General features: G+C 65.6%; 15 protein-coding genes. 7 read left to right on the top strand and 8 right to left on the bottom strand.

The features are described from left to right. Nucleotides 1-82: 82 nt before the first annotated feature. The gene (locus NIBR502770_RS07420) at nucleotides 83-862 is read right to left on the bottom strand and encodes a trans-aconitate 2-methyltransferase (RefSeq protein WP_141181535.1); all 780 of its coding nucleotides are present in this window, start codon (nucleotides 860-862) and stop codon (nucleotides 83-85) included. Nucleotides 863-958: 96 nt separating this feature from the next. Between NIBR502770_RS07420 and NIBR502770_RS07415 the strand changes: the two genes are divergently transcribed. The 3 genes from NIBR502770_RS07415 (at nucleotide 959) to NIBR502770_RS07405 (ending at nucleotide 5409) form a co-directional block, all read left to right on the top strand. Next, nucleotides 959-3496, top strand: coding sequence for an RNA helicase (locus NIBR502770_RS07415; RefSeq protein WP_141181534.1), 2538 nt, complete (start codon nucleotides 959-961; stop codon nucleotides 3494-3496). A gap of 64 nt (nucleotides 3497-3560) precedes the next feature. Then, nucleotides 3561-4067, top strand: a complete 507-nt coding sequence (locus tag NIBR502770_RS07410) for a GNAT family N-acetyltransferase (protein ID WP_141181533.1) — start codon at nucleotides 3561-3563, stop codon at nucleotides 4065-4067. Further along, nucleotides 4060-5409, top strand: a complete 1350-nt coding sequence (locus NIBR502770_RS07405) for an alpha/beta fold hydrolase (RefSeq protein ID WP_141181532.1) — start codon at nucleotides 4060-4062, stop codon at nucleotides 5407-5409. The genes NIBR502770_RS07410 and NIBR502770_RS07405 overlap by 8 nt, the downstream gene beginning before the upstream one ends. Here the strand turns inward: NIBR502770_RS07405 and NIBR502770_RS07400 are convergent. From NIBR502770_RS07400 to coaE, 4 genes are all read right to left on the bottom strand, one after another. Then, nucleotides 5383-6726 carry an MFS transporter gene (locus NIBR502770_RS07400; RefSeq protein ID WP_141181531.1) on the bottom strand — a complete coding sequence of 448 codons (1344 nt, stop codon included), beginning with the start codon at nucleotides 6724-6726 and terminating at the stop codon, nucleotides 5383-5385. The genes NIBR502770_RS07405 and NIBR502770_RS07400 overlap by 27 nt on opposite strands. A 141-nt stretch (nucleotides 6727-6867) precedes the next feature. Next, nucleotides 6868-7896, bottom strand: coding sequence for a TerC family protein (locus NIBR502770_RS07395; RefSeq protein ID WP_141181530.1), 1029 nt, complete (start codon nucleotides 7894-7896; stop codon nucleotides 6868-6870). A 188-nt stretch (nucleotides 7897-8084) separates the two neighbouring features. Further along, nucleotides 8085-10199: an excinuclease ABC subunit UvrB gene (gene uvrB / locus NIBR502770_RS07390; RefSeq protein WP_141160524.1), complete on the bottom strand. Its 2115-nt coding sequence runs from the start codon at nucleotides 10197-10199 to the stop codon at nucleotides 8085-8087. 79 nt (nucleotides 10200-10278) lie between these two features. Beyond that, nucleotides 10279-11493, bottom strand: coding sequence for a dephospho-CoA kinase (gene coaE, locus NIBR502770_RS07385; protein WP_141181529.1), 1215 nt, complete (start codon nucleotides 11491-11493; stop codon nucleotides 10279-10281). Between the two features lie 57 nt (nucleotides 11494-11550). Between coaE and NIBR502770_RS07380 the strand changes: the two genes are divergently transcribed. The 4 genes from NIBR502770_RS07380 to NIBR502770_RS07365 are packed head-to-tail and all read left to right on the top strand — an operon-like array spanning nucleotide 11551 to nucleotide 14956. Continuing rightward, the gene (locus NIBR502770_RS07380; protein ID WP_141160526.1) at nucleotides 11551-12489 is read left to right on the top strand and encodes an ABC transporter ATP-binding protein; all 939 of its coding nucleotides are present in this window, start codon (nucleotides 11551-11553) and stop codon (nucleotides 12487-12489) included. A 2-nt stretch (nucleotides 12490-12491) separates the two neighbouring features. After that, on the top strand, nucleotides 12492-13772 hold the full coding sequence (locus NIBR502770_RS07375; protein ID WP_141181528.1) for an ABC transporter permease: 1281 nt from the start codon (nucleotides 12492-12494) through the stop codon (nucleotides 13770-13772). A gap of 10 nt (nucleotides 13773-13782) precedes the next feature. Continuing rightward, a complete protein-coding gene (locus NIBR502770_RS07370; RefSeq protein WP_141160528.1) occupies nucleotides 13783-14472 on the top strand; it encodes a YigZ family protein in 690 nt (229 codons plus the stop codon). Next, entirely contained in the window at nucleotides 14456-14956 is a 501-nt protein-coding gene (locus NIBR502770_RS07365; RefSeq protein WP_141181527.1) for a GNAT family N-acetyltransferase, read from the top strand. Before NIBR502770_RS07370 ends, NIBR502770_RS07365 begins: the two co-directional genes overlap by 17 nt. 142 nt (nucleotides 14957-15098) lie before the next feature. Here NIBR502770_RS07365 and rpsA read toward each other — a convergent pair whose 3' ends face one another. The 3 genes from rpsA to polA all read right to left on the bottom strand — a co-directional run bounded on the left by rpsA (nucleotide 15099) and on the right by polA (nucleotide 20827). Further along, complete coding sequence (gene rpsA / locus NIBR502770_RS07360) at nucleotides 15099-16574, bottom strand: 30S ribosomal protein S1 (protein WP_018761235.1); 1476 nt, start codon at nucleotides 16572-16574, stop codon at nucleotides 15099-15101. A 235-nt stretch (nucleotides 16575-16809) separates the two neighbouring features. Next, the gene (locus NIBR502770_RS07355) at nucleotides 16810-18108 is read right to left on the bottom strand and encodes a GNAT family N-acetyltransferase (RefSeq protein ID WP_141181526.1); all 1299 of its coding nucleotides are present in this window, start codon (nucleotides 18106-18108) and stop codon (nucleotides 16810-16812) included. Nucleotides 18109-18184: 76 nt separating this feature from the next. Then, nucleotides 18185-20827 (bottom strand): DNA polymerase I, encoded by a 2643-nt coding sequence (gene polA / locus NIBR502770_RS07350; RefSeq protein ID WP_246857480.1) that lies wholly within the window; start codon nucleotides 20825-20827, stop codon nucleotides 18185-18187. Nucleotides 20828-20950: the final 123 nt, after the last annotated feature.

Genomic DNA, 20950 nt, shown 5'->3' with positions numbered 1-20950 from the left:
ACAGTCGCCATTGTAAGCCAGATCACTTTCAGCTGCTGTCACACGCTGTGACTGGTCCGAAAACACGTTGGGAGGGCCGGTGCTAACCCCTCTTCCGGCCCACGGCGAAGATCCGCCTGAAGGGGAAGACCGTGCCGTGGGGTCCGCTCGGATAAGCTTCCCGCAGGGCCGCCGCGTACTCGGATTCAAAGCGCCCGGCATCCTCGCTTCCGAGGACGCCCATGACCGGGCGCAGTGCGGTGCCGCGGACCCACTCGAGTACGGGGTCGGGCCCCTGCAGGACCTGCTGGTAACTGGTTTCCCAGGCATCCGCGGCGTAGCCGGCGTCGAGCAGGATGTTCAGGTAGTCCCCCGACTCCCCCACGGTTTCCCCGCCCCGCAGCACGCCGCCCAGCTTGCCTGACCAGCGGTCAGACGCTGCGAGCTCCCGCATCAGGGAATGTGACGGGGCGTTGAAGTTTCCGGGCACCTGCAGGGCAAACCAGGCTCCCGGCCGGAGGGCGTCCAGCCACCGGCGCATCAGATCCCGGTGGCCGGGCACCCACTGCAGGGCTGCGTTGCTGACCACGACGTCCGTCTCCCCGGTGGGCATCCAGGTTGCGATGTCCGCCTGTTCAAAGGACAGGCCCGGAACGACCTCTGCCAGCCTGGCCGCGCGTGCCAGCATCTCGGCAGACGAGTCCAGTCCAACCACCTGGGCTTCGGGCCACCGTTCGGCCAGGGACGCGGTCAGGTTCCCCGGACCGCAGCCGAGGTCAACGACCCGTGCGGGACGGTCGGCATGGATCCGGCCGGTCAGGTCGAAGAACGGCCGGTTCCGGTGGTCATCGAACTGGACGTACTTTGCGGGGTCCCATTTCATGAATTCTCCAGGTTCTAGCACGCACACGGGCAAGGCGAAGCCTAACCCTCCCGGAGCGCCCTATGCGGCCTCAACGTGGCACTAAGGTTGAAGTCAATGAAACTCGTTGACCAGCTGAGCGATCTGTCCGTCCCCAACGCCGCCGTCGACCCCGACGCCCTGTACAGCCGCTTTGTGGACTGGACCGAGTCCCGGAGCCTGTCCCTGTACCCGGCACAGGACGAGGCGATCATGGAGCTGGCAACCGGGGCCAACGTCATCCTGGCCACTCCGACGGGATCCGGTAAGTCGCTGGTGGCTATCGCCGCGCACTTCCAGGCCATGGCCCAGGGCCGGCGAAGCTACTACACCGCGCCCATCAAGGCGTTGGTGTCCGAAAAGTTCTTTGCGCTCTGCGACATCTTCGGCGCGGAGAACGTCGGCATGATCACCGGTGATTCCGGGGTCAACCAGGATGCGCCCATCATCTGCTGCACGGCCGAGATCCTGGCCAACATCGCGCTGCGGGAGGGCTCCGCGGCGGAGCTGGGCGCGGTGGTCATGGATGAGTTCCATTTCTACTCCGACCCGCAGCGCGGCTGGGCCTGGCAGGTCCCGCTCCTGGAGCTTCCGCAGGCACAGTTCCTCCTGATGTCCGCAACCTTGGGTGACGTCAGCCGGTTCGAGGAGGGGCTCACGGCGCTCACGGGCCGCGCCACCACCACGGTGAGTTCTGCGGAGCGGCCCATTCCGCTGCACTACTACTACCACCAGACCCCGGTCCACGAGACGCTGGAGGAATTGCTGTCCACCAGGCAGGTGCCGGTCTATGTGGTGCACTTCAGCCAGCTTGAGGCGATCGACCGCGCCCAGAACCTGATGAGCATCAACGTTTGCACCCGGGAGGAAAAGGACAAGATCGCGGACCTCATTGCCAATTTCCGGTTCGCCGCCGGATTTGGCAAGACGCTGAACCGGCTGGTGCGGCACGGAATCGGTGTACACCACGCCGGCATGCTGCCCAAGTACCGCCGGCTGGTGGAACAGCTGGCCCAGGCGGGACTCCTGAAGGTTATTTGCGGGACGGACACGCTGGGCGTGGGCATCAACGTCCCCATCCGCACCGTGCTGCTCACCGCCCTGAGCAAGTACGACGGCGTCCGCACCCGGCTGCTCAACTCACGCGAGTTCCACCAGATTGCGGGCCGTGCCGGCAGGGCGGGTTACGACACCGCCGGGACGGTGGTGGTCCAGGCGCCCGAGCACGTGATTGAAAACGTCAAGGCCATGGCGAAGGCCACGGCAAAGTTCGGTGACGACCAGAAAAAGCTCCGCCAGGTGGTCAGGAAAAAGCCGCCCGAAGGTTTTGTGTCCTGGGGGGAGCCGACATTCAAACGGCTGGTGGAATCCGTCCCCGACCCACTGACGTCCAGCTTCACGGTGACGCACGCCATGCTGATGAACCTGATGGAACGGCCCGGCGACCCCTTCGCCGCCGCCCGGCGGCTGCTCACCGAAAACCATGAGCCGCGCTCCTCCCAGCTGCGGCTCATGAAGAAGGCGCTGGGAATCTACCGCGAACTCCTCGCCGCCGAAGTCATCGAGCGGATCCCGCCGGAGGAACAGGGCCCGGATGGCCGCACAGTCCGCCTGACGGTACACCTGCAGCCCAACTTCGCCCTGAACCAGCCGCTCTCCCCCTTCGCCCTTGCCGCACTGGACCTCCTTGACCCGGAGTCGCCGTCGTACGCCCTGGACGTGGTGTCCGTCATCGAGGCGACCCTGGAGAAACCCCGGCAGATCCTCTCGGCGCAGCAGAAGAAGGCCCGCGGCGAAGCTGTGGCGGCCATGAAGGCCGACGGCATCGACTATGACCAGCGGATGGCCATGCTGGACGAGGTCACCTACCCCCGGCCGCTCGCGGAAATCCTTGGCGAGGCGTTCGAGGTATACCGGAAGGCCGCGCCATGGGTGGGCGACTTCGAGCTCGCCCCCAAGTCCGTGGTCCGGGATATGTACGAGCGGGCGATGAACTTCGGCGAATTCGTCCAGTTCTACGGACTGGCCAGGTCGGAGGGCATCGTGCTGCGGTACCTCGCGGACGCCTTCAAGGCACTCCGGCAGACGGTGCCGCAGGACATGCTTCGTGAGGACCTGGCGGACCTGACCGCCTGGCTCGGGGAATTGGTCCGGCAGGTGGACTCCAGCCTCCTCGACGAGTGGGAAGAGCTGGCGTCCGGTGTGATGCCCACGCCGCACGACGCTCCACCACCCCCGCCGCCGTCGCTGACCTCCAACATCCGCGCCTTCCGGGTCATGGTACGGAACGAGATGTTCCGCCGCGTGGAGCTGTTCGCCGATGAGGACGCCACTGCGTTGGGAGAGCTCGACGGCGCCTCGGGCTGGGGTGCCGAGCGCTGGGAGGATGCGCTGGATGACTACTTTGATGAACACGACGACATCGGGACGGGGCCGGACGCGCGTGGCCCCGGTCTGCTGATCATCACCGAAGAACGCGGGACCTGGAAGGTGCGCCAGATCTTCGACGACCCTGCCGGCAACCACGACTGGGGCATCTCGGCAGAGGTGGACCTGGCGGACTCCGACGCGACCGGAACGGCCGTGGTGAGGGTGACGGTCGTGAACCGGCTCTAGCCCCCGGACTGGGCCGGTGCATGCGCTGCGGCGGGCGCGGCGGACCCGGCGGTAAGCTCGGACAATGAGTTCAATCCGCCCCGCAACCCTGCAAGACGTACCCGCCATCCTCCGGATGATCCACGAGCTGGCGCGTTACGAAAAGGAACCCGACGCCGTCCGGAACACCCCGGAAATGCTGGAGCAGGCCCTGTTCGGCGTGAACCCGCGCGTCTTTGCCACCATGGCCGAGGACAGTGCCGGCGCGGTGCAGGGCTTTGCGTTGTGGTTCCTGAACTATTCCACGTGGGAGGGCGTGCACGGGATCTACCTGGAAGACCTGTACGTCAGCCCCGCTGCCCGCGGCGAAGGGCACGGCAAGGCCCTCCTCCAGCACCTGGCGGCGATTGCCGTGGAGAAGGGCTACGCGCGGGTGGAATGGAGCGTGCTGGACTGGAATGAGCCCTCCATCAACTTCTACCGCAGCCTCGGCGCGCGGCCCATGGACGGTTGGACCACGTTCCGCCTGACGGGCGTGGCACTGGACCGTTTCGGCCAGGCAACCTCCGCTCCCGCTGCCGCCCATGGCTGACGTGCGCAGGGCATCAGCCCCCGCTGCGGGACATGAGGTCAGGGCGACGCACGAATTCCGCGGGATGCGCACGGTGGAGCACTATTTCACTGTCCCCCTGGACCATGCCGAGCCCGCCGGCGAGGCCATCACGGTTTTCGCCCGTGAGTACGTATCCGCCGCCCACACCCCGGAGGCCGCCGCGCAACTTCCCTGGCTCCTCTTCCTGCAGGGCGGCCCGGGCGGGCGCGGCAACCGGTTTGGCTCCCTGGGCGGCTGGAGCAAGGCCGCAGCGCAGGACTTCCGTATCCTGATGCTGGACCAGCGCGGCACCGGGCTCTCCACCCCCCTTGACCGCAACACCCTGCCCGGCCGTGGGACCGCCGCTGAACAAGCAGCATTCCTGGAGCACTTCCGCGCTGACTCGATCGTGGCGGACGCCGAGTTGATCCGCCACGCGCTGGGCTCGCCCGCCTGGACCGTTTACGGCCAGAGCTACGGCGGCTTCTGCGCCCTGACCTACCTGTCGTTTGCGCCGGAGGGACTGCAGGAGGTGCTGATCACCGGCGGGCTGGCGCCGCTCTCAGGCAGCGCGGATGACGTGTACCGGGCCACCTACCAGCGCGTCGCGGCCCGTAACGATGAGTACTTCACCTGGTATCCGGAGGACAGGGCTACGGTTGAGAGAATCGCCCGCCACCTCCGAAGCACCTCCGAATTCATGCCTGACGGGAGCCCGCTCACGGTGGGGCGGTTCCAGATGGCAGGCGCATTCCTGGGCGGCAACACCCGCGTGGACAGCCTCCATTACCTGCTGGAGGACGCGTTCGTGGAGACGTCCGGCGTCCCCCGGCTGTCGGACACTTTCCTGGAGCAGCTGCAGGGGGTGGTCTCACGACGGTCCAACCCGCTGTATGCGCTGATGCACGAGTCCATCTACGGCCAGGACCAGGCCACCAACTGGTCAGCCTGGCGGATCCTCGGCGAGAACCCCTGGTTCAGGCCTGACGCCGAACCACTGCTCCTGACCGGCGAAATGGTGTACCCGTGGTACTTCGAACAGGACCCCGCACTGGAGCCGCTGCGGGAGGTGGCTGACCTGCTGGCAGCCAAGCAGGATTGGAAGCCGCTCTACGACCCCCGGGTGCTGGCGGCCAACACCATTCCGGCCGCGGCGGCGGTATACACGGATGACATCTACGTGGACCGGGATCTGTCCCTCCAGACGGCAGCCGCCGTGAACGGGCTGCAGGTCTGGGAGACCGCCGACTTCCATCATGACGGGATCGCCGACGACGGTGAGCGGATTTTTGCCCGCCTGCTGGGCATGGCACGCTCAGGCGGCCGCCGACCGCCGGCGTGATGTCCGGGTGACGACGGCGGCACCCAGGACGGCTGCTCCGGCCAGTCCGCCGAGCAGGTTCAGGCCGAGGTAGCCGGCGTAGCCCAGGACCAGCCCGGACGCCGCCCCGCCTACGGCACCTGCTGCGCCCATCAGCATGTCGGACACGCCCTGCACGGCCACACGGACTTCCCTGCCGACGCTTTCGGCCAGCAGCGTGGAGCCGGAGATCGTCGCAGCAGACCAACCCATGCCCAGCAGGACCAGTCCCACCGCCACCGCGCCGGTTGAGGACTCCCCCAGGCCGGCCACCGCGACGGCGGCGATCAGCAGCATGAAGCCAATAATGATGGTCTCCAGCCTCCCCGCCCTGTCGGTCAGCCACCCCATCAACGGAGACAGCGCGAACATCCCGGCGATGTGCAGGGAGATGGTGAAACCGATGATGACCAGTACGTCGCCAGCGGCAATGTGGCCCGCGTGCTGGCCCGGCCCTTCCACCAGGTGCTGCAGGTGGAGTGGCGTCATGGACATGACCCCGACCATGACGGCGTGGGCTGCGACGACGGCCGAAACCGCGAGCAGCGCAGTCCGGGAACCGCGAATGGCCTTTAGGCCGCGGTGAAGCGACCCCCGGCTGCGTGGCGCGGCTGCGGCCGGGCGTTCCCCTTCCCCGGGCACAATTGGCACGATGGACGCCGCTGCAAGCTGCCGTGCCAGCAGGAGCGGGTCAGGCCGCAGGCCGGCGAACAGGAGCACCGCGGCGATGAGGAGGCCGGCCCCGGAAATCACGAACGGGCCCGCGATGGGAGGAAGGCCCAGGAGTGTTCCCACGACCGTTCCGGGCTGGATGAGGTTGGGTCCGGCGACGGCACCAACCGTCACCGCCCAGACCACGGTGGACAATGCCCGGCCGCGGTGTTCGGCGGTGGCCAGGTCCACGGCGGCAAACCTCGCCTGCAGGCTCGCTGCCGTGCCGATGCCAATACCCACCGACCCCAGGACCAGCAGGACAAAAAGCCCGGATACAACGGCCAGGACCATGAGGACTGCGCCGGCCAAGGCAGCCGAGAGGCCGGCCACCTGCCCAGCCCGCCGTCCACGGCGTTCAGCCAGCGAGGCCAACGGCAGGGCCGACGCCGCGGCGCCCAGGGTCATCACGGTGGCCACCGAACCCGCCCAGGCGCTGGAACCCGAGAGTTCCACGGCCAGGATGGAGCCGATGGACACGGTTGATCCGGTCCCCAGCCCACCAAACACCTGGGCCACGCTCAACAGCAGGACGGTTCGCCGCTGCACCCGTCGCGCGCCCGGATCCATCGGAATCGTGCGGACCATGGTTCGAGCATAGTCCTGCCTCTGCCCATGCCACAGGGGGTGCGGACCGAGGTGCGGATCGATGCGTCCTGCGGAGGCTTAAACAGGTAATCCCGGCCGTGGGGGCCGGGATTACCTTGATGTAAAGAGGCGGGTGCGTGCCTACTCGGCGTCGCTGTGGCTCTTCCGGGCGTCCTCTTCGAGGCGCGGATCGATCTTGGCAGCCTGGGCCTTGGAGCTGAGCAGGCTGGCGATAACCGCAACGACGATGGTGCCCACAATCACTGCGAGCGAGACGAACGTGGGGATTTCAGGTGCCCACTCGATGTGGTGTCCGCCGTTGATGAAGGGAAGCTCGTTGACGTGCATGGCGTGCAGGACAAGCTTGACACCGATGAACGCCAGGATGAAGGACAGGGCGTGCTTGAGGTAAATGAGCCGGTTCATCAGGCCACCGAGCAGGAAGTAGAGCTGCCTCAGGCCCATCAGCGCGAAGAGGTTGGCGGTGAAGACAATGAAGGGGCTCTGGGTGAGGCCGAAGATCGCAGGGATGGAGTCCACTGCGAACAAGAGGTCAGTGAGGCCGATGGTGATGAAGACGATCACCATCGGAGTGAAGACCTTCCTGCCGTTGACCACGGTACGCAGCTTGCCGCCGTCGAACTTCTCCGACATCGGGATGACCTTGCGGATCTTCGCAATCAGCGGGTTCTCCCGGTCCTCTTCCTCTTCACCCTCGTCCTGGGCCTGCTTCCAGGCTGTCCACAGCAGGAACGCGCCGAAGATGTAGAACACCCAGCTGAACTGCTCGATGACGATGGCGCCGAGCATGATGAAGATGCCGCGCAGGATGAGCGCAATGATGATGCCCACCATCAACACTTCCTGCTGGTACTTCCTGGGCACGGAGAACCTGGCCATGATGATGATGAAGACGAACAGGTTGTCGATGCTGAGGCTGTACTCGGTTACCCAGCCTGCGACGAACTGGCTGCCAAATTCGGGCCCCGTAAATGCAAACATGGCTCCGGCGAATGCCAGGGCAAGGGTGACATAGAAGGTCACCCACAGGCCGGCTTCCTTCATGGACGGTTCGTGCGGCCGCCGCACCACCAGGAGAAGGTCAACCAGGAGAATCAGGCCGAGGACGGCAAATGAGCCAACCTCAAACCACAGGGGCAAATCGAGCACGGGAAAGCCTTTCGCAGGGTACACAAAATGGTGTAAGTCTCTCCGGCCAGCCTGTGCACTTTGTGCTGATGTGGCGGCCCGCTACGCCCGGCAGGGCAACTATGCCCTGCGTGTTGACGATCGTAGCGCTTGGGATACTCCCCTACGTCCTTTAACTGTACCCCAAGCCGGACACCCGCCCGCGGACGTCAGGCATGCCCTGCCGCCTGCATCTGGCGCAGCTCCTTCTTCAATTCGCTGACCTCATCGCGGATCCTTGCCGCCACCTCGAACTGCAGCTCCGCCGCGGCTCCATGCATCTGTTCGGTGAGCTGCCCGATCAGGCCCACCAGGTCCTCGGCCGGTGCGGCGGCCAGCCCGTCGGAACGGACCTGCGCCGCGCCCTTCCTGGCAGCGGCCTTGTTCGCCCCCGTGATGCCACGCTTGCCCTTGCCGTAGTCGAAGCTGCCCAGCAGCGCATCGGTATCGGCGTCTTCCTTGGCCAACTGGTCCGTGATGTCGGCGATCTTCTTCCGGAGCGGTTGCGGATCGACACCGTGTTCCTTGTTGTACGCCACCTGGATGGCGCGGCGGCGGTTGGTTTCGTCGATGGCGTTGGCCATGGAGTCGGTGATCCGGTCCGCATACATGTGCACCTGGCCGGAGACGTTGCGGGCGGCACGTCCGATGGTCTGGATCAGCGAGGTGGAGGAGCGCAGGAAGCCTTCCTTGTCCGCATCCAGGATGCTGACCAGGGACACCTCAGGAAGGTCCAGGCCCTCACGGAGGAGGTTGATGCCCACCAGGACATCGAAGGAACCCAGCCGCAGCTCGCGCAGGAGCTCCACGCGGCGCAGGGTGTCGACGTCAGAGTGCAGGTATTCGACTTTCACGCCGTGGCCCAGCAGGTAGTCGGTGAGGTCCTCCGCCATGCGTTTGGTCAGCGTAGTGACCAGGACGCGCTCATCCTTCTCCACCCGGGTCTTGATCTCGCCGAGGAGGTCATCGATCTGCCCCTTGGTGGGCTTGACCACCACCTCGGGGTCCACCAGGCCGGTAGGCCGGATGATCTGCTGGACGAAACCGTCCGCTTTGCCCAGCTCGTACTTGCCGGGGGTGGCTGACAGGTAAACGGTTTGGCCGACGCGTTCCAGGAACTCGTCCCACTTCAGCGGCCGGTTGTCCATGGCAGAAGGCAACCGGAACCCGAAGTCCACCAGGTTCCGTTTGCGCGACATGTCTCCTTCGTACATGGCGCCGATCTGGGGGATCGTCACATGGGACTCGTCCACCACCAGCAGGAAGTCGTCCGGGAAGTAGTCGAGCAGGCAGTGCGGCGCGGTGCCGGGTCCGCGGCCGTCAATGTGCGCTGAGTAGTTCTCGATGCCGTTGCAGAAGCCCATCTGCTGCATCATTTCGAGGTCGTACGTGGTGCGCATCCGCAGCCGCTGGGCTTCGACGAGCTTGTTCTGGCTTTCCAGCACCTTGAGCCGGTCGGCCAGCTCATCCTCGATCCGCTTGATGGCCCGCGCCATCCGTTCCGGGCCGGCCACATAGTGGGAAGCCGGGAAGACGTACATCTCTTCCTCGTCGCGGACGACCTCACCGGTGAGCGGGTGGAGGGTGTGGATGTTCTCGATTTCGTCGCCGAAGAATTCGATCCGGATGGCCAGTTCCTCGTACATGGGAATGATTTCCACGGTATCGCCGCGCACGCGGAAGGTGCCGCGGTGGAAGTCGACATCGTTGCGCGCGTACTGCATGGAAACAAACTTGCGGAGGAGGTCGTCCCGGTTCATTTCTGCGCCCTTGCGCAGGGTGACCATCCCGGAGATGTATTCCTCCGGGGTTCCCAGGCCGTAGATGCAGGACACGGTGGCCACCACGATCACGTCCCGGCGGGTCAGCAGCGCGTTGGTGGCGGAGTGCCGGAGCCGTTCAACCTCCTCGTTAATGGAGGAATCCTTCTCGATGAAGGTGTCCGTCTGCGCCACGTAGGCTTCTGGCTGGTAGTAGTCGTAGTAGGAGACGAAGTACTCCACCGCGTTGTTGGGCAGCAGTTCGCGGAATTCGTTGGCGAGCTGGGCGGCAAGGGTCTTGTTCTGCACCATGACCAGGGTTGGCCGCTGCACCTGCTCGATAAGCCAGGCGGTGGTGGCGCTCTTGCCGGTGCCAGTGGCACCGAGCAGCACAACGTCCTTTTCCCCGTTGTTGATGCGTTCGGTCAGCTCCGCGATGGCGGCCGGCTGGTCGCCCGCGGGCTTAAACTCGCTGATCACTTCGAAGGGCGCTACAACACGGTTGATCTCCTGCGCAAGGCTCATGAATCTAATTTACCGCCGGGCACCGACAGTGATGGGTCCAATCCGTTACGGGCGAACATCCGCCAGGCGTGGAGCGGGGTCAGGAACCGTACGACGGCGGTTCCCACCCGGTGGCTCTGGCCCACGCCGCCATCAGGGGCCAGGCGACGTCAGTGAACCACGGTTCCTTGGCCTCCGCGTAGGACCTGGTGCTGTCCGGGCCCGCGTGCTCCGCCGCAAGCTCCGCCTTGTGCCCTTCATAGAGGCTCCGGGCCGAGGGATCGCTCCGCAGCCAGTCGCGGAACATGAGCGCGTACCGCCATCCAGCCGAACCGTGCGCGCGCACGTGCACATTGACGGCGCGGCAGGGGTCTGCGTTGGCGTGGAACCGCTTCAACCATTCGCCCTGGTCCGGGGCGTTGGGCTTGGGAGTGTCGGCTTCGACGTCCCGTACCGCCGGAAAGCCTGCAGCGGACAGCAGTGGTGCGATCGCAGCGGCGACCGCAAGGTCCGGCACAGCCACCTGGAGGTCGATGACGTCCTTGGCGGAGAGGCCGGGAACAGCCGTGGATCCGATGTGGTCCACTGCCAAAATCTGCTCCGGGGCGGCCGCCGCAATCCGGGCCCCAATCCGGGCCGCCTGCTGCGCCCAGTCAGCCCGGTGCGGTTCCAGGACCGGGCCGCCATTCCGGGCGGCCCGTTGGCCCGCAGCCAGGTTGCGGGCGAAGGGGACCAGCCGCCCGTCCCAGAGCCGGTCCACCTGGACCAGCAGGTGCTGCACCGTACCGGAGTTGTCCAGGACGGCATCGGCAGCGGCCAGCCGGTCACCGCGCGTGGCCTGGGCGTCCATCCGGGCACGCGCTGCTTCCCTGGTCATTCCCCGGTGCTCGAGCATGCGCTGCAGCCGCACGTCGTCCGGTGCATCGACGACCACCACCAGATGGAAGCTGCTGCCCTGGCCCGTCTCCACCAGGAGGGGAATGTCCTGGACCACCACGGCGTCACCGGGCGCCGCGGCCGTGATGGCGGCGGCGCGGGCGCGCACCAGTGGGTGGACGATGGCGTTCAAGGCGGCGAGGCGCTCTGGATTGCCGAAGACCGCCGCGCCCAGACGGGCGCGGTCCAGCCGCCCGCCGTCGTCGAGCATCCCTGCCCCGAACTCCTCCGCGATGCGCTGCAACCCTTCAGTCCCGGGCTCCACAACTTCCCGGGCCAGCGCATCCGCGTCAACCAGCACGGCGCCGCGTTCCAACAAATGCGCGGCCACCACCGACTTCCCTGAGGCGATCCCGCCCGTCAACCCGATTCTCAGCACACCCCCACCCTACTTAGCCGCAGCTGCATCCGGTGCCAATGCGGATAGGCTGAAGGCATGACTGCAGGGGGTGCGGCCGCGGAGCCGCTGGTCCATATCGAGGATTTCCGGATGGATTTCGGTGACACCACCGTGATTCGGAACCTGTCCTTCGATGTCCAGGCAGGTGAGACATTCGGGTTCCTTGGCAGCAACGGTTCGGGAAAGACCACGACCCTCCGCGCCCTCCTGGGCATCTACCAGCCGACGTCCGGAGTTCTGCACATCGACGGAAAGCCCTTCGAACCCGGTGATGGGACCCGGCTGGGGTACCTTCCGGAAGAACGGGGCCTCTACAAGAAGGAACCTGTCCTGGATGTCATGGTGTATTTCGGCCGGCTCAAGGGCCTGGGCAAATCGCAGGCCCGCAGCTGGTCCCTGGCATACCTGGAACGCGTCCAGCTGGCGGACAAGGCAACCATGACCCTGGACAAACTCTCCAGCGGCCAGCAGCAGAAGGTGCAGCTCGGCGTCACCATCATGAACGACCCCGAACTCCTGATCCTGGACGAGCCTACAAAGGGATTCGACCCGGTAAACCGCCGCCTGCTGATGGACATCATCGAGGAACACAAGCGCGGCGGGGCAACGGTGATCATGGTCACCCACCAGATGGAGGAAGTGGAGCGCCTCTGCGACCGGGTGGTGCTGCTCAAGGACGGCACCTCCCGCGCCTATGGGACGGTAGCTGACGTCCAGGATCAATTCGGCGGCACGGTCTACCGTCTTTCCTATGCGGGAGACCAGGTCCTGCCCTCCTCAACGCTGTACGACGTGGTCCGGCAGGGAGGCGGCCGCGCTGAACTCGTCCCGCGGCCCGGCGGCAATGAAGCGGCAGTCCTTCGGGAGCTGGTTGCCGCTGGACTGCCGGTCAGCGGTTTTACCACCTCCAGGGTCTCCCTTGAGGAGATCTTTATCCAGGTATACGGCGAACAGCACGCGGCCGGAAGGGTTTGACCATGACGACGACACCGGCCAGGAAATCCTCCCCCAGCCGCCACAACCTCGGCACCGTGGTGGGCTTCGAGTTTGTCCGCACCATCAAAAAGCCGCGGTTCTGGATCGCGACCCTGGCTATTCCGGTGGTTATGGCCATCATCTTCGGGCTGCTCTTCATCAGCAACAGCTCAAGGAGCGCCTCCGCCGATGCGCAGAAAAACGCTGCCCTGGCATTCAGCTATACGGACAGGTCGGGAATCATCCCGGACCAGGTTGCCGCCGCAATGGGCGGCACCAGGGCGGACAGCTCCACCGACGGGGCCCGTGAGGTGAAGGAGGGACGCATCGAAGCCTTTTTCGCCTTCCCGGCCAATCCTGCCACGGAGGCAGTGAAGGTTTACGGTGCTGACAAGGGCGTATTCGACAACGGCAAATACGAGGCGGTCGCCAAACAGCTCCTGGCCCTGTCAGCGCAGGCCAAGATCGGTTCCGCAGCCATCACCGCGGCCTCCGGCGGCAACATCAAGGTGGAGACGGAAACCTATCGGGACGGCCAGGTCTCCGGCGGTTTCGGAGCCGCTGTGCCGCCCCTGATGTTCCTTGTGCTGTTTTACATCACGATCATCCTGCTCTCGAACCAGATGCTGAACAGCACTCTGGAGGAGAAGGAAAACCGGGTCACGGAGATGATCCTCACTACGCTGAATCCCACCACCCTGATCGTGGGCAAGATCATTTCCCTGCTGCTGGTTGGCCTGGTGCAGATTTCCGTGTTCCTGGCCCCAATCGTGGTTGGGTATGCCTTCTTCCGCGAGCGGCTTTCGCTTCCGGACATCGATCTGAGGGAGATCGTCTTCGAACCGGGGCCGCTGCTGGTGGGGGCACTGCTCCTGCTGGGCGGGTTTACACTCTTCACCGCCGTACTGGGCGCGATTGGCGCAGTGATGCCGAACGCCAAGGAAGCCGGGGTCATCTTTGGTCCGCTGATGGCCCTCATTTTTGTGCCCTTCTATGCCATCAGCCTCATCCTCAGCGACCCGCACTCCCCCATTGTCCAGGTGTTCACGTATTTCCCCTTGTCGGCCCCGGTAACCGCGATGCTCCGTAATGGCTTCGGCACGCTCGGCCCGGTTGAATCAGTGGTCACCATTGCCGAGCTGTTCATCGTGGGAATCCTGGTCATGCGCCTGGCCATTCATTTGTTCCGCTACGGCTCCATCCAATACACGGGGAAACTCTCCATCATGAGTACCTTCCATCGCCGTTCGGGCGAGGAACAACACCCGCCGGCACCCCATTAGACTGGGCCGGATGCAGGAGCAAGAGAGCCGGGCCACCTCCTACACCACGCTGGCAGCGGGCCGGGACGTCCGGAATGAACTTCAGGTCAAGCGCTCCAGGTTCATCACGGTCCTCCGGAGGGCGGGCACGGAAGACACAGCCCGTGATCTGGTGGCCGGCCTTCGCCGCGAGTTCCACGATGCCCGCCACCACTGCTCTGCATTCGTCATCGGGCCGGACCGGACCGTCCAGCGTTCGAGCGACGACGGCGAACCCGCCGGGACTGCCGGCATCCCCATGCTCGAGGCCCTGCTGAAAAGGGAAACCGCCACGGGGGTGGCCGACCTCAGCGACGTCAGTGCCGTCGTCGTCCGCTATTTCGGCGGCGTCCTGCTCGGCGCCGGCGGCCTGGTCCGGGCGTATTCGGAATCAATCTCGACAGCCTTGGACGTGGCGCCCCTTGTGCGGCGCAGCAGGCGCCGGATCTGTTCCACCGCCGTTCCGCACGCGGCAGCGGGGCGGCTGGAGAACGATCTGCGCGCCGCGGGTATGGTCATGGCTGACACCAGCTACCAGGACCGGCACGCGGTGCTGCGGATTGCGGTGGCTGACAACGCTGCCGCCATTGCTGCCGCGGCTGACCGGCTGCTCCAACTGACGGCAGGCGCCGCCGAGCTTACTCCCGACGGGACGGAATGGATCGATGAGCCCCTCGACTGATGTGACCCTGGCGGACGTGGATGAGGCAGTGGCTGACCGGCTGCTCCAACTGGCCAAACGCGACGCCTCGCCTGATGAAGTGGCGCCCCCGCTGGGCGGCCCTGGCTGGAACCTCGAGCGCACGGCCTGGTTCTACGGTTACCACCGCGCTGCAGCCGCCGGGTTGGACGGTCCTACGGCGGAAAAGTCCTGGGCCGTCTTCAACGGTTCTTGCATTGCCGGCTCCGTCCGGCTCAGGCGCGACCCCACGGCCGGGATCCCCTCTGCGGAGACCGGTATCTGGCTTGGCCGGAGCTTCCGTTCCCAGGGGATCGGCGGTGCCGCCCTGGACCTCGTCCTGGCGGAGGCCCGCCGGGCAGGCCTGAAGCGCGTCACGGCGCGTACCCTGTCCGGGAACCTCAGCGCCCAGCGGTTGCTCACCGCAGCAGGCGCGGCACTGACGCACGACGGCGACGGGACGGTCCTCGCCGTCGTCGACCTTTAGCGCGGTGGAGGGCCCGTCCGGACGGCGGCCAGGGCGCCAGGCGCCTATTGCCCGGAATGCACGGCGGGCGCCTTAAAGCACAGTGGGCCCCCGCTTTCGCGGGGGCCCACTGTGTCAGCCCGGGAAGTCCGGGCGGCGGCAATTAGTTGCCGGTCAGCTTCTCACGCAGGGCAGCAAGTGCCTCGTCCGAAGCCAGGGTGCCGGCACCGGTGTCGGTGGCAGCAGGCTCGGAGGAGTAGCTGGTAGCACCGGAATCGCTGTCACCGGAGGTTGCAGCTGCAGCGTCGTCGGCAGCGTGCTGGGCAACCTGCTTCTTGTGTGCTTCCCAACGGGTCTGGGCGTCAGCGTACTGCTGCTCCCAGGCGGCGCGCTGGTTCTCGTAGCCCTCGAGCCATTCGTTGGACTCGGGGTCGAAGCCCTCGGGGTACTTGTAGTTGCCCTCTTCGTCGTACTCTGCGGCCATGCCGTACAGAGCGGGATCGAATTCGGTGCTGTCGGCGTCGACGCCCTCGTTGGCCTGCTTGAGGGACAGCGAGATACGGCGGCGCTCAAGGTCGATGTCGATGACCTTGACGAACAGCTCGTCACCAACGGAGACAACCTGCTCGGCCAGCTCAACGTGGCGCACGGCGAGCTCGGAGATGTGGACCAGGCCTTCGATGCCGTCTTCGACGCGGACGAACGCACCGAACGGAACGAGCTTGGTGACCTTACCCGGAACAACCTGGCCGAGGGCGTGGGTGCGGGCGAAGGTCTGCCACGGATCTTCCTGCGTAGCCTTGAGCGACAGGGAGACGCGCTCGCGGTCCAGGTCGACCTCGAGAACCTCGACGGTGACTTCCTGGCCAACTTCGACAACCTCGGACGGGTGGTCGATGTGCTTCCAGGAGAGCTCGGAAACGTGGACGAGGCCGTCTACGCCGCCCAGGTCCACGAATGCACCGAAGTTGACGATGGAGGAAACGACGCCGGGACGAACCTGGCCCTTTTCCAGCTTGTTGAGGAACGTGGAGCGGACCTCGGACTGGGTCTGCTCGAGCCATGCACGGCGGGACAGCACAACGTTGTTGCGGTTCTTGTCCAGCTCGATGATCTTGGCTTCGATCTGCTGGCCGATGTACGGAGCAAGGTCGCGCACACGGCGCATCTCGACGAGGGATGCGGGCAGGAAGCCACGCAGGCCGATGTCGAGGATAAGACCACCCTTGACGACCTCGATGACGGTACCGGTGACGACACCGTCTTCTTCCTTGACCTTCTCGATGTCGCCCCAGGCGCGCTCGTACTGAGCACGCTTCTTGGAGAGGATCAGGCGGCCTTCTTTGTCTTCCTTGGTGAGCACCAGGGCTTCGACCTGATCGCCAACGGAGACAACGTCCCCGGGATCAACGTCGTGCTTGATGGACAGCTCGCGGGAGGGGATGACACCTTCGGTCTTGTAACCGATGTCGAGCAGGACTTCATCGCGGTCGACCTTGACGACGGTACCTTCGACGAGGTCTCCGTCGTTGAAGTACTTGATGGTGGCGTCGACAGCTGCGAGGAAGTCCTCAGCGGTACCGATGTCGTTAATCGCGACTACGGGGGTACCGGGCTTCTCGGTGGAGGTGATGGTCATGTAGTAGGGGCTCCGTTGTGGATAGTTAGTCGGTCAGGCAAACCGGCGCGCCCGCGTTATGGAACGCAGGCGCGATTCTCGGTGAATCCGATGGATTCCCCGGGTCATCCTGATTTGTGGATTGCTTTCAATGCCGTCTTTAGGGGACCGCAAGCGCGTGCACGTGGTACACGCCCGTTCATTCTAGTCGCTGCCGGCAATGGGGGTCAAAGCGGGCGGGGAGCCGGGACGGGGCTCAGAAGTGGGTCAGGCAGTGCGTCGCCCGTTCCACCGCAAACATCTGGCGCGCCCGAAGGGCGGCCCCCGGCCGCAGCTCGCTGATGGCGCCGGCAGCCTTCAGGGTGACCGGGCACACACCACCGAGGAAGATCGAGGACAGCGCGGCGACCCCCAGTTCGAGATCGGCGGCGGTGCCGTCGGGGAGGCGTTCGACGGCGGCCTGGCCGCCCTCCACGGTCAGGGCAAAAATCCCCGGCGTGAGGCCGAGCGGATCATCGACGTTGAGGACCAGCCGGCCATCGGCCGGGTAGTGCCGCGCAGCGAGGGCTTGCGGAACGTCGAGGATCCTGAGCCAGAGCATATCGCGGCTGTCCGAGGCGTCGATGCAGCGGGGGTCAGCCAGGGCCCAGGCGAGGGGATCATCCACCGGGGCCTCGTTCCAGGTAACCCGTTCAACGAGGTCGATGGCCGCCAGGTACTGCCAGAGTTCGAGGTAAGCGTGGTCGGTGGCGGCCACAAGGTCCACCACTTCCACCGTGTAGGGGGTGGTGTCCCAGCCAAGGAACTTGTAGGAGACGTAGCCGTCGATGGTTGCGTCCGGGCCGTAGTGCAGCGCCACCTTGATGGCGGGATCTTCCTTGCCGTCGCGTCCCAGCGACCCGGAGGCCAGGTGCCGGTACCATTCCTGCCGGCCGAGGGACCCGGGCGTGTGCCGGTGGACGCGTTCGAACACGGCGGGAGCCACGTCCAGCAGTGTTTTGGGGTCCGCCACTTCCACGGCGCCCGTGGCCGTGTGCCGCAGGGTGAACCGGCCCGTGGTGTCCACCTTCACGGTGCGCTCGAGGCTTGCGACGCCGTAGCCGAACCTGCCGTAAATGCTGCCCTCCGAGGCTGTCAGCGCTGCCATGGCGACGCCGTCGTCCTTGGCAGCCTGGAGGTCTTCGGTCATCATGCGGCGCAGGAGGCCGCGCCGGCGGTGCGAAGTGCGGACGGTCACGGCCGTGACCATCTGCGTCTCCAGCATGCGGCCGAAACCAATGTTCAGGGTCTTGCGGAAGGTCCCGAACGTGGCAACGGGCACCTCGGCAGGCAGCGAGGACGGGGCCACGGGACCGGTCTGGTAAGCCCCGGTGAAGATCCGGCCATCGACCTCGTAGGTGGCAAGGGACCGCTCCCGGTGTTCGGGCGTTCGGGTGGAGTCGTGGAAACCGAACCCAACGGCCTTGGCCCAGGTTTCGGCCTCCGCGTACCCTTCGTTGCCTTTGGACACGGCGGGAAAGCGCCGGATTTCATAGTTTCCGCTCAGATCGCCCATTTACCCGAGCCTAGCCAATGGATCCGGCGCTTGACCAGCACAAACGCACCGGCCGCCTGCTGGGCGGGCGTGAAGCCTAGTGGCCGGCGTCGTACCAGCTGGGGCCGACGCCGATCTGCACTTCCAGCGGCACGCTGAGGTCGGCTGCGGCAGCCATCTGCTCGGTGACGAGTTTCTCGACGGTTGCGCGTTCACCGGCGGCCACTTCGAGGACCAGTTCATCGTGGACCTGGAGCAGCATCCGCGATTTCAGCCCCTGGGACTGAAGTTCGGCGTGGACGCCCAGCATGGCGCGTTTGATGATGTCGGCGGCGGACCCCTGGATGGGGCTGTTGAGCGCGATCCGCTCGGCGTTCTCGCGCAGCTGGCGGTCGGTGCTGGTGAGGTCCGGCAGGTAGCGGCGGCGGCCTTCAATGGTGGCCGTGTAGCCGTCCACCCTGGCCTGGTCCACTACTCCACGGAGGTAGTCCCGGACGGCGCCGAAGCGGTCGAAGTAGTCCTTCATGAGGGTGCGGGCCTCATCGACGGAGATCTCGAGCTGCTTGGACAGGCCAAAGGACGTCAGTCCGTAGGCCAGGCCGTAGGACATGGCCTTGACCTTTGAGCGCATGGCACTGGTGACCTGGTCCGTGGGGACGTGGAAGATATTGGAGCCGACGAACCGGTGCAGGTCCTCGCCGTCCTTGTAGGCCTGGATCAGGCCTGCGTCGCCGGAAAGGTGTGCCATGATGCGCATCTCGATCTGCGAGTAGTCAGCTGACAGCAGGCACTCGTACCCGTCGCTGACCACGAAGATGCCGCGCACGCGGCGGCCTTCCTCACTGCGGATGGGGATGTTCTGCAGGTTGGGGTTGTTGGACGAGATGCGGCCGGTAGCTGCCACGTTCTGGGCGTAGGTGGTGTGGATCCGCCCGTCTTCGGCCACGGACTTCTTCAGCGACTCGATCATCTGCCGCAGCTTGGCGGCCTCCCGGTGCGCCATGAGCTGGACCAGGAACTCATGCCCGGTCTTCTCCAGCAGGTTCTTCAGCGATGCGGCGTCCGTGGTGTAGCCGGACTTGATCTTCTTGGTTTTGGGGAGCTGGAGCTCGTCGAACAGGACGGTCTGGAGCTGCTTGGGCGAGCCCAGGTTGACCTCGTGGCCGATGGCGGCGAATGCCTGTTCCTGGGCCTGGTCGATCACCCGCGCCAAATCGGCGAGCTGTTCTTCCATTTTGTCCATGTCGATCGCGATGCCGGCGAGTTCCATGTCCGCCAGGACGCGGCTGACCGGCAGCTCCAGGGTGGACAGGAGTTCCTCGGCGCGGCGGTCCTTGAGTTCGTCCTCGAAGTAGCGGCTCAGGGCCAGTACCACGGCGCCGGCCTGGACCAGGGCGTCGGCAGCGGCGGTGTCCTCGCCGTCGAAGGACAGCTCCAGTTGACCCGCTTTGGCCGTGGTGGCCGGTATGCCCACGTTGAGGTGGTGCTGGGCGAGTTCAGCCAGTTCGTACGTGCGCCGGTCCGGCTGGATCAGGTAGCCGGAGATGGAGGTGTCGTCCACGACGCCCTCCAGCTCCAGTCCTCGGGCCGAAAGTGCCTTGAGCGCGGCTTTGAAACCGTGGATCACCTTGGGCGCCCCGGGATCGCGCAGCCATGTGGCCAGCACGTTTTCGGTTTCAGCGTCCTGGCCGGCAAGGTCGACATAGACTGCCGCGTCCCCGCGGACAATTGCCACCCCTGCAGCGTCCTCCCCGATCCGGCCGGGCACGAGGTCGACGGCCAGCGCTGACCGCTGCCCGGTGCCGCCGGCCAGGAACGCGGCCAGCTCCGCGGCACCGGCAGGGGTGCTGTAATTCGGGGTTTCGATGCTTTCGCGCTCCGCGGCGGGGGTGTCTGCGTCGCCGTACAGGGCAAATAACCGGCCGCGGATGGCCTTGAACTCGAGCTGGTCGAAGAGGTCCTCGATGGCGGCCTGGTCAGGGCGTGGCTGGTAGAGGTCGTCGAGGGTGACGGGGAGCTCGAGGTCGGTGTGGAGCTGGTTCAGCCGGCGGTTGCGCTTGACGGCGTCAACATTCTCCCGCAGGGCATCGCCCACTTTACCGCCGATCGAATCGAGGTGTTCCAGGACGCCTTCGAGGCCGCCGTAGAGGTTGATCCACTTGGCTGCGGTCTTGGGTCCGACCCCGGGAACACCGGGAAGGTTGTCCGCCGTCTCCCCCACCAGGGCGGCGAGGTCGGAGTAGCGCCCCGGACTGACAAAATACTTCGCCTCGATGGCGGCAGCATCCATCCGCGGGATGTCGCTGACCCCCTTGCGCGGGTACAGCACGAAGACGTTGTCCGTGATGAGCTGGAATGCGTCCCGGTCTCCGGATACGAGCAAAACCTCGAACCCTGCTTTCTCGCCCATGGCAGCCAGGGTGGCCAGGATGTCGTCGGCCTCGTAGCCGGGCATCTTGATGGTCTTAATGCCCCAGGCCTCCATGACTTGGCCGATGAGGTCGATTTGGCCGCTCATTTCACGGGGGGTTTCGTTCCGGCCGCCCTTGTACTCGCTGTACTCGGTCTTGCGGTGGGTGGATTCGTCAGAGACGTCGAACGCGACCGCGATGTGGGTGGGCTGCTGCTCCTTGATGAGGTTGATCAGCATCGAGGTGAAGCCGTGGATGGCGTTGGTGTGCTGGCCGTTGGAGGTGGAGAACTTGTCCGCCGGCAGCGCGAAGAAGGCACGGAAGGCCATCGAGTGGCCATCAAGGACCAGCAGCCGCGGCTGGCTGGTGATGGGAACCACCGGCGCTTCGGTGGCTGAAACAGACCCGCCGGCGGCGGGGGCGACGCTCGTCACTGCAGGCTTTAGGGCGTC

The organism is Pseudarthrobacter sp. NIBRBAC000502770, assembly GCF_006517815.1.
GTDB classification, from domain to species: domain Bacteria; phylum Actinomycetota; class Actinomycetes; order Actinomycetales; family Micrococcaceae; genus Arthrobacter; species Arthrobacter niigatensis.
The sequence above is the reverse complement of the archived record's forward strand: the minus strand, read 5'-3'. Positions and strand labels throughout refer to the sequence as shown.

Bases quoted from the DNA above. Each gene is read 5' to 3' on its own strand.
- NIBR502770_RS07420 (WP_141181535.1), bottom strand. From the start codon at position 862: ATGAAATGGGACCCCGCAAAGTACGTCCAGTTCGATGACCACCGGAAC.
- NIBR502770_RS07415 (WP_141181534.1), top strand. From the start codon at position 959: ATGAAACTCGTTGACCAGCTGAGCGATCTGTCCGTCCCCAACGCCGCC.
- NIBR502770_RS07410 (WP_141181533.1), top strand. From the start codon at position 3,561: ATGAGTTCAATCCGCCCCGCAACCCTGCAAGACGTACCCGCCATCCTC.
- NIBR502770_RS07405 (WP_141181532.1), top strand. From the start codon at position 4,060: ATGGCTGACGTGCGCAGGGCATCAGCCCCCGCTGCGGGACATGAGGTC.
- NIBR502770_RS07400 (WP_141181531.1), bottom strand. From the start codon at position 6,726: ATGGTCCGCACGATTCCGATGGATCCGGGCGCGCGACGGGTGCAGCGG.
- uvrB (WP_141160524.1), bottom strand. From the start codon at position 10,199: ATGAGCCTTGCGCAGGAGATCAACCGTGTTGTAGCGCCCTTCGAAGTG.
- NIBR502770_RS07380 (WP_141160526.1), top strand. From the start codon at position 11,551: ATGACTGCAGGGGGTGCGGCCGCGGAGCCGCTGGTCCATATCGAGGAT.
- NIBR502770_RS07375 (WP_141181528.1), top strand. From the start codon at position 12,492: ATGACGACGACACCGGCCAGGAAATCCTCCCCCAGCCGCCACAACCTC.
- NIBR502770_RS07370 (WP_141160528.1), top strand. From the start codon at position 13,783: ATGCAGGAGCAAGAGAGCCGGGCCACCTCCTACACCACGCTGGCAGCG.
- NIBR502770_RS07365 (WP_141181527.1), top strand. From the start codon at position 14,456: ATGAGCCCCTCGACTGATGTGACCCTGGCGGACGTGGATGAGGCAGTG.
- rpsA (WP_018761235.1), bottom strand. From the start codon at position 16,574: ATGACCATCACCTCCACCGAGAAGCCCGGTACCCCCGTAGTCGCGATT.
- NIBR502770_RS07355 (WP_141181526.1), bottom strand. From the start codon at position 18,108: ATGGGCGATCTGAGCGGAAACTATGAAATCCGGCGCTTTCCCGCCGTG.
- polA (WP_246857480.1), bottom strand. From the start codon at position 20,827: ATGGCCTTCCGTGCCTTCTTCGCGCTGCCGGCGGACAAGTTCTCCACC.